Here is an 8,006-nt window from a genome sequence, read left to right as displayed (position 1 = left end):
GACTCCTAAGAGCAATGTCAATAAAGCCCATACTATTAAAATTAAGCCAAACAACAGAGGCCCTAGTCATTACCTTATTGTCGTGGTTACCTTTATAAAGGATTTTCGTTCATAAATGCCATGACGAGAATTACCGCCATCGTTGTTTCTCACAATCCCGACATCACGAGACTTACACTCGTCCTTGATTCTATTATTGGGCAGGTTTTTCGTGTTGTCGTTGTTGATAATGGTTCGAGGAATGTTGGTGAGATTGAGGGTTTGTGCCGTGGTGTGCGTGGTTGTGATTTGATTAGGCTTAGTTTTAATTCTGGCATTGCCTACGCCTTAATGAGGGGTGTTCGTTATGCCGTGAACCACTTCAACCCTGACTGGCTACTATTCCTTGATGATGACACCATAGTGCTTAACGACACTGTAAAGAGGGCATTAAGCATTTACGAGGGACTGCCTAAGCCCGTTAGGGATAGGGTTGGCTTGATTAAGCTTGGTTCATGGGGTAATGATTGTAGGGTCTATGAAGTACTCTACGAGGCTTTCTCGGGGACGTTGATCAGGAGTGATATAGCCATGAAGACGTGCTGCAGAACTAACTTTTTCCTGGACCAGGCGGACCACGACCTATACGCAAAGGTGAGGGAACAGGGATACCTAACACTCAGTATAAACTGTAAATTGGTTGAGCATGAGCTGGGTACTAAAATATGGTCGCCAATACTATCGAAAATCCACGGAAAGGATTTTATACACTATGAACCACCATGGAGATACTACTACATGGTAAGAAACTCAACAATACTATTTAGGGAGAGGAGAATGCACTCACGCATATACCTACGCCAATTACTACATTGGGGTTTAAGGATAATATTTCATGATGGATTTAAGAGGTTCTTGAAACCATTTGGGTTGGGAATAATGCACGCATTACTAAACCAAGAGGGATACATCGATAAGAAGTACTTTAGTTAGAGTTTGTTTATTGCTAATTGTGTTTGTATTGAGATTACTGCGAGGAAAGAACTTAGTATAGTAAAATGATTAATGATTGTAGAATTAATGATGACAATGTTCATATAATAAGCCCTAATTACCATGACCTATCACTTTATGTACGATATGGTTTATATTAATGATTATGAAATTGTTGATATTGGCGTCTTCGTTGATGACTTACCCATTTACTTCGTTTTTGGGTGCTATTCAATGCATCGGCCCGTTTATTGAGGAGTGAGATTGTTAATGGCTTTACCTTTGATGTTGGCAGTAGCCACGTAATATTCTCGGGCAATAAGGAGATCCTATCAAGGAATATTCTTGAACATCTCCTGGTAAACACATAGGTTAGACTCGATGATGCAAACCCTCATGCTTTCCTAGAGGCCCAGATGAATCGCGCAGTTGATTGGAGGCCTAGTAACCTTGATGAGTGGATACATGGGTTCTTTGGTAATTGGATTGCCAGGAAGTACTTGGTCCCTACAATAGGAAGATTTGGAAAAGGGATTTGAGGGAGATTGATGTTGACTGGGTCTATACGCCGGGTAGGCTTCCAATACCTGACTGGAGAGATGTGGTTAAGTCGGCGATGGGGATAGCTATCGTTGGTTATAGGGAGCAAGCAGTGTTTTATTACCCAAGCATTGGCGGTATTCAGACCCTATACAGTAGTGCGCTTAGGGAGGTTCAATCACTCGGTATAGGGCTCTCAAGTGCTACGCCATTAAGAGCCTTAAGAAGGTTGGGGGGGATGAGTGGGTTATAAATGATGAAATTAAGGCTAAGAGCATCGCTAGTTCAATACCGCTTAACGAACTTGTCGCATACATGAACGCGCCCGAGTATGTAATTAAGTTATCGAGAAAATGGACTATAATAAGCCCGCAGAACACGCCCAAGGGATAAATCCTCACTACTCCTTAAAATCGCAATATATGGATAGGAGGCTGTGAAGGAGGATTGGCTAGTTAATAAGGCCCCCCCTAGGGACTTGATGAATCTGGGTATTACCAGCGAGATGATTTCCTCTTTACTAAGTACTGGCTTCATGAGTACTGTTACCCAGTGCATACAATTGAGCTAAACAGGGTCAGGGATGAGGTCATTAATTGGGTTAAGGAACGGTGAATCACCCCCCCAATAGGCAGGGGGGGATGTTGAAGGTACTGGAATATGGATAAGGTATACGAGGACGCAATAAATAAGGTGGCTCAAAGGTCCAGGTAACTCCTTACGTCGTGGGATATTGCATCTATGCTATACCTTGTCTCCACGTCTCTTCTTGCGTTATTACCCAAGTTGGTCCTCAGCTTCTTATCATTGGTGAGCTCAAACATTGCCTGGGCCATTGCGTTTACATCGTTTAAGTTCACCATGTATGCATTGTGCATGTGTTTTAGGACGCCTAATGTGCCTGGTGTTTTCTCGGCTATTATTGCACCGCCACTCGCCATGTACTGGAACATTGTAGTCCTCTCAGCTAAGTATACCGGTAGGTATTTCGTGGCTGTTAATACCTTAATGTCCAATGCATGGAGCAATGATAGCCTAAATGGGTCATTAAATTTCGTCTGGCTGATGTACACGTAATTCCTAATACCGTATCTCCTGATTACTGGTATTATGGACCTGGATGTTTGCATCACTAAAACAGCATCACCTTTAACCTTATCCTCAATAAGTTTGAATGCGCGTATTATTTTCTCAACGCCGATTCTTTCCTCACCATTCACAAACCACATGCCACCACTATAACCAATGAGCACTTTACCCTCAAGATCCTTATATTTCTCGAAGAATATACTAGTTGGTACCTTCATCGGGTCGAATTGACTTAAGTCTATGCCGAAGGGCACATACTTCACATTACTTATACCGATTCTCCTAAGCAATGCCGTTATCGCCTTCGACCAGGCCCAAACTTGCCACGCCCTCCTAAGCACATAATAATCAAGGGCATTCATACGTAACCCCTCAGGGTCGCACGACCACAAATCCATTAAATCAATAATAACCCTCTTACCCATCTTCATGGCGGCGAATGCGCCCACCGTATTCAGGACTATTACCGTCTTCTCATGTACCTTTTCAAAGAATGGCATATACAAGGACTCTATTAGTAATGCCGTAAATTCATCTACCCTATCTATTCGCGCACAATTACGCATCCTTGGTAACATATAAATCATGTTCTTCCCAGCACGTAAGGCACTATTAACCTGATTCTCAACAATGCCTTCTATACCGGTATTCATGTCTGTTAATTCATCCTTGCCATATAGATAACCAATTATCGTTCTTAACCTATAAAGTTTCAGAGAATCCCCTAATGCATGCTTGATGAACAGCGGTCTAGGGTATGTGTTTATGTTAAAGCCAGTTACGTATGCGATTACTCCAGGGTTACTCATAATCCTAGTTACTCATTACCTTATTTAATACTTCCCTCACTTTAATTTTTAATGCATTATTCCACGAATACTTAGTTTCTAACTCGTATCTCACACTCATACCCAATTTCCTCATTAAACCATTATCACTGATCAGGAGTAGTATACCATTAACGAGATCCTCAACATCATTAAACCTAAACATGTATGCAGTTTCCATATGCCTTAATACCCCCCCAGCGTTCCTGGCGTTTTCTCAGCCACTACGGCATTTCCGCTGGCCATGTAATGGAACATTGTTGATCTTTCGGCTAGGTATACACCGGGTGATTCAGAAGCCGTTAAGACAAGTATATTACTAGCCCTGAGCATCGATAACCTTAACGGGTCGTTAAATGACGTGCTAGGTATTAACTCATAGTGTCTTACTCCATGCTTCTTAAGCAATGCCCTAATCCTTTGGTTTTGACCCCATGTCTGGATTACTAAGTAAATCTCGTCTTTGTTTAATTTCTCTATTAACGAGAATGCTTGTACTAATTTATCAATACCGTGATACCTCTCCCCCCCACCGCCACTATATCCTATGATTACCTTTCCATCGAGGTTCGGGTACTTCTCAAATAATAATTTAGGCGATACCTTTAAGGGATCCATAAGGTCTAGGTCTATACCAAACGGTAGATATTCTATGCATTGCCCTGGTAATAATCTACGTAGTAACGCAGCTATAGCCTTCGACCAAGCAATGACGCACTTAGCCCTTCTAAGTACATATGTATCGATGGAGTTGAATATTACGTAATCCCGGTCGCAGTGCCATAGATCCATTAAGTCAATTATTACGTTCTTCCCGCTGCTGATGGCTGCTGGGGGGGCACCTACTGTGTTTTTAATGATAACGTACTTCTCACGTAGTTTTCTGAAGAATAAAGTTCCATAGACTGTCTCTTCGACTATTGAATATCCATCATAACTTCTATCCTGTCTATAACACGGCTCTATTATTTTTAATGGGTCCTCCTTCCTTAATGCATTAAGTAATTTATGAATAGTGCCTGCTCGTTTTGATACTACCACTCTCTCTTCTTTAATACCATCGGTACTACCCATTAATTGTTGATTCGATGCTTTGTTAAGTATTGTTTGTCTTATGCTTAGTAAATATATGTTTAATTCAGGGATTGCCTTTTTCATAAACAGTGGTCTCGGAAATATTGCCGGGTTGAACCTAGTAACGTACGCCATGTCTTCACTCATGGCGATCACCAACTACTTAGTATGTCGCATATGTTGCTAAATTTAATTACTGGGTACACGAGCCCGAGCATTGTGTAAAACACCAGGGACTTTATCCACATTTCAATTCCTTTACGTGATCCATATTTAAGCACCTGGTAAAGTAATGGCGCTAGCTCAATCATGGATAGCGGCGGCGCTAGGAAGAGGGAGGTTATTGTAAGTGCGTGCAGGGTTATGAATGCGCCACCTAAGTACTTCTGTCTTTTAGAGCCTGTGTATGCATATATTGCCGCCTTTTTGTGAATCCCCCTGACGTACTGTCTCAATGATGTTGTTATGGGGGGGACTTCACTCTTAAGTCTCCTGTTAATGTCGTACACGACCTCACTTTCTATGAGGTATGACTTATAGCCATGGCACATGGCTCTAAGCCCAAAGTCCCTATCCTCGGCTTGCGTCAACCGCTCATCAAATAATCCAACTTTTCCAAAAACCTCTCTTCTGATTAGGTTTACGCCAAATACCGTGAAGGGTACCTCCTTCATTATTAATTCCTTGGGCTTCGTATCCATGGCATCATTTAGTATCTTCTGTATTTCCTCATTTGAGTTTACGTAAATATCTCTCCTAATTGTGGATACTATTGGTCTATTAGCCTTTATTAGCGTTATCGGTATGTATGGAGGTGCTATTATGTCGCTATCCCAATACATTACGCACTCACTTGATGTATCCTTAACCACTATGTTACGTGCCTCGGGAATATTTGTACCAGGTGCATCGATTATCCTTACAGCGCTGCCCAGCGCATCCTTAATGATCTCCTTTGAGTTGTCGGTTGACCCACCGTCTACGTAAATAACCTCGGCATTAATGCCCATACTTCGTAGAGTCTGAACAGCACTCCTTAATGATTGCATGCTGTACTTCAGGATCCAGGCACTGTTCTTTCCTAAAACGCCTATTGCTATGTCATGGCACATTATGCATTTAAAATTGGGCTTTGGGCGATTTAAATAGATTAAGGAGTATGCATTCAGTAATTGCTCACCATTTTTGGGATAGCCAGGTGGAGGGGAGTTGGTGATGGCGTCAATAGCTCATGCCATGGCCAGGGCTGGTTACCAGCCTGTGCTTACATCATTATCAGACTTTGAGCCAAGGAAATACCTTGAGTGGTTCGGGATTGACATCTCTAGTTACCCCCCCTACATTTCGATGGGCATTAGATTAAGGTCCTTTGGCTTATACATGAGGTTGTTGGTTTGGTATCCCGTCAAGATTGCCTTAAGGCGTTATAATCCTGGTATTATCTTTATTGACTCGCCAACCTATAAACCGCTAATAAATGATCTAAGGAGAAGAAACATTAAACTGATCGAGTACATACACTTCCCACTTGATCTATCCTTTAGGCGAAAATACGCAGGTCTCGGCTATTATTATACTGAGGATCAATATATGGCCGAGAGATACACAAGGTTTCCACTGAATATATATGCATGGCTATACTCAAGGTTATTTGATAAATTCGCCAGGGAAAACCCATTTCAAGTCTCCACCGCTGTCCTCACAAACTCTCACTGGACCGCGTCAATAATAAGGATGGCGTTTAATGAGGATCCCATAGTCCTTAACCCACCATTACCACCCAACTCACCCATAACGAGTAATAATAAGCCCTTTGATGAGCGAAGACCGTACGTGGTCATGGTGGGTAGATATGCTGAGGAAAAGCGTTATCACTGGGTTTTAGAGAATATAGCACCCAAGCTAATTAAGGAGATTCCTCAAGCTAAGGTCATAATCATGGGCAGTACCGGAACAAGGACATCCGAGTCCTACTATGACTATCTAATGAATATTTCATTTAGAAGAGACCTAAGGGTTGGAATGGATGCATCGCATATTTCCAATGCGGATGTGATTCTTATGAAGAATGTACCGAGGCCGGAAATGATAAAACTACTCGATGAATCGAGGGTTTTCTTTCATGCGACGGTTAATGAGCATTGGGGGGGCATTGCGGTTGCAGAGGCCATGGCAAGGGGGGGCTTGCCCGTCGTCGTGCATAAATCCGGCGGTGCCTGGAGTGACTTGGCCTTGAATGGTGAGGTTGGACTTAGTTATGAAAATGCCGACGAGGCGGTTAATGCCTTGGTTAAGCTTCTGACGGATTCCAGGGCGTGGAGTAATTACTCAATAAAGAGCCTGGATAGGGTTAGGGACATAACCTTCGATAAGTTCGTTGATAGGCTTGCCGAGTTGGTTAGGAAGATCCTATGACCGCCCTGAAGGTTTTTAAGTCAGTAATACGTGGTATGAGTAATGGTTGTTTCACTTGAGTTGCCGAGGATTATTTACGAGAAGGTTCAGGAGAGGGGCTTTGACATCGAGGATCTCGTGATGTATGCGTTAATGAATGCGATGAAGCTAGACCCTGGTGAACTGGCTAAGGCGAGGCTTGAACTCGCAGGTAAGTACTTAAGTGAAGCCAAGGAATACATTGACAGAGGTGATGCAGTCCAAGCTAGTGAGAAGTTATATAAGGCCGTTGAGGAGTGCATTAAGGCGTTGGCCGAGAAATTCAATACACCTGAGTATCAAGAGGCCATTAAGGAGGATAGGTGGTTCACTCACCTAATTGGTAGGGCAGCCAGGACGTTAAGCAGTAGGTTGGGTGAGTCGAGAATTGTTGATGCTTGGTCAAGGGCGTATGACCTACATGTATGGGGTTTTCACGAGGGTAAGTATGGCATTGACCAAGTGAGGGTTGACTTACCGCTTATTGAGTGGTTCGTAAACTACACAGGGCAGTTAGTGGCTAAGTGAGTTCCTCGAAGTCGTCCTCACCGTGGTGCTTAACGACCTTAATGCCGTTAGCCCTCGCAAGCTCTATGGCCTTATCTGTGTCCCTTGTCTCATTCACGTAGGCTACGACGGCAATAATCTCCCTACCAGCCTTAGTGTTCCTCAACTTACCCACCTTATCCGCAAAGTTCTCGACATCCCTAAGCCTAAGCGTTGCCTTAACCTCGACGGCCACCACCTTATTATTGACCTCTGCATAACCATCAAACTCGCCAACACCCTCAATCCTAACCCTCCTAAGCCTATCGACATTAATGCCAAACCTCTCCCTAACCCAACTGGCAGGTAATGCCTAGCATCACGCTCAACCAAGGCCCCAACAGTCCTAGAAATGCCAGAAAGCTCACGCCTAATACTCCTCGTCTCCTGCCATAGTTTTTCCTGGTTGTCGGCTAGTCTCCTAATCTCCTGCCAAATCCTATTGTTCTCCTCCCAAAGCCTCTCTATGTTCTCATTTATTCTCTTGTTTTCCTGCCATAATCGTTCAATGTTTTCGTTTATTCG

The 8,006-nt window shown here is 43.1% G+C and carries 9 protein-coding genes and 1 pseudogene; 4 read left to right on the top strand and 6 right to left on the bottom strand.

Translation table 11 applies throughout. The annotated features are described in order from the left end of the window. Positions 1–120: 120 nt before the first annotated feature. Both JCM11216_RS13580 and JCM11216_RS13575 read left to right on the top strand, forming a co-directional pair. Positions 121–972: a glycosyltransferase gene (locus JCM11216_RS13580; protein ID WP_243676407.1), complete on the top strand. Its 852-nt coding sequence runs from the start codon at positions 121–123 to the stop codon at positions 970–972. Between the two features lie 481 nt (positions 973–1,453). Continuing rightward, positions 1,454–1,765: a hypothetical protein gene (locus tag JCM11216_RS13575; protein ID WP_054854547.1), complete on the top strand. Its 312-nt coding sequence runs from the start codon at positions 1,454–1,456 to the stop codon at positions 1,763–1,765. 445 nt (positions 1,766–2,210) lie between these two features. On the opposite strand, the gene JCM11216_RS13570 is transcribed toward JCM11216_RS13575, so the two are convergent. From JCM11216_RS13570 to JCM11216_RS13555, 4 genes are read right to left on the bottom strand one after another with little or no spacing between them, the layout of a single operon-like run. Then, positions 2,211–3,410: a glycosyltransferase family 4 protein gene (locus JCM11216_RS13570; RefSeq protein ID WP_054854546.1), complete on the bottom strand. Its 1,200-nt coding sequence runs from the start codon at positions 3,408–3,410 to the stop codon at positions 2,211–2,213. 4 nt (positions 3,411–3,414) lie between these two features. Next, complete coding sequence (locus JCM11216_RS13565) at positions 3,415–3,609, bottom strand: hypothetical protein (protein ID WP_054854545.1); 195 nt, start codon at positions 3,607–3,609, stop codon at positions 3,415–3,417. Between the two features lie 5 nt (positions 3,610–3,614). Then, positions 3,615–4,649: a glycosyltransferase family 1 protein gene (locus JCM11216_RS13560; RefSeq protein ID WP_243676406.1), complete on the bottom strand. Its 1,035-nt coding sequence runs from the start codon at positions 4,647–4,649 to the stop codon at positions 3,615–3,617. A 5-nt stretch (positions 4,650–4,654) separates the two neighbouring features. Continuing rightward, a complete protein-coding gene (locus JCM11216_RS13555; protein WP_054854543.1) occupies positions 4,655–5,614 on the bottom strand; it encodes a glycosyltransferase in 960 nt (319 codons plus the stop codon). A 103-nt stretch (positions 5,615–5,717) separates the two neighbouring features. Here JCM11216_RS13555 and JCM11216_RS13550 point away from each other — a divergent pair, with 103 nt between their 5' ends. Together JCM11216_RS13550 and JCM11216_RS13545 are read left to right on the top strand one after the other, a co-directional pair. Further along, positions 5,718–6,917 (top strand): glycosyltransferase family 4 protein, encoded by a 1,200-nt coding sequence (locus JCM11216_RS13550; protein ID WP_243676408.1) that lies wholly within the window; start codon positions 5,718–5,720, stop codon positions 6,915–6,917. 42 nt (positions 6,918–6,959) lie between these two features. After that, on the top strand, positions 6,960–7,463 hold the full coding sequence (locus JCM11216_RS13545) for a PaREP1 family protein (RefSeq protein ID WP_054854542.1): 504 nt from the start codon (positions 6,960–6,962) through the stop codon (positions 7,461–7,463). Here JCM11216_RS13545 and JCM11216_RS20115 read toward each other — a convergent pair. Together JCM11216_RS20115 and JCM11216_RS13540 are read right to left on the bottom strand one after the other, a co-directional pair. Further along, positions 7,456–7,617, bottom strand: a complete 162-nt coding sequence (locus JCM11216_RS20115; protein WP_243676405.1) for a hypothetical protein — start codon at positions 7,615–7,617, stop codon at positions 7,456–7,458. The two genes, JCM11216_RS13545 and JCM11216_RS20115, sit on opposite strands and share 8 nt — an antisense overlap. After that, a pseudogene (locus JCM11216_RS13540) lies at positions 7,605–8,006 on the bottom strand (hypothetical protein); the annotation flags it as partial. The pseudogene JCM11216_RS13540 and the gene JCM11216_RS20115, both read right to left, overlap by 13 nt.

Origin of the sequence: Vulcanisaeta distributa JCM 11216 (assembly GCF_001315985.1) — an archaeon.
Classification (GTDB): Archaea; Thermoproteota; Thermoprotei; order Thermoproteales; family Thermocladiaceae; genus Vulcanisaeta; species Vulcanisaeta distributa_E.
This window is presented reverse-complemented; position numbering and strand designations above follow the sequence as displayed.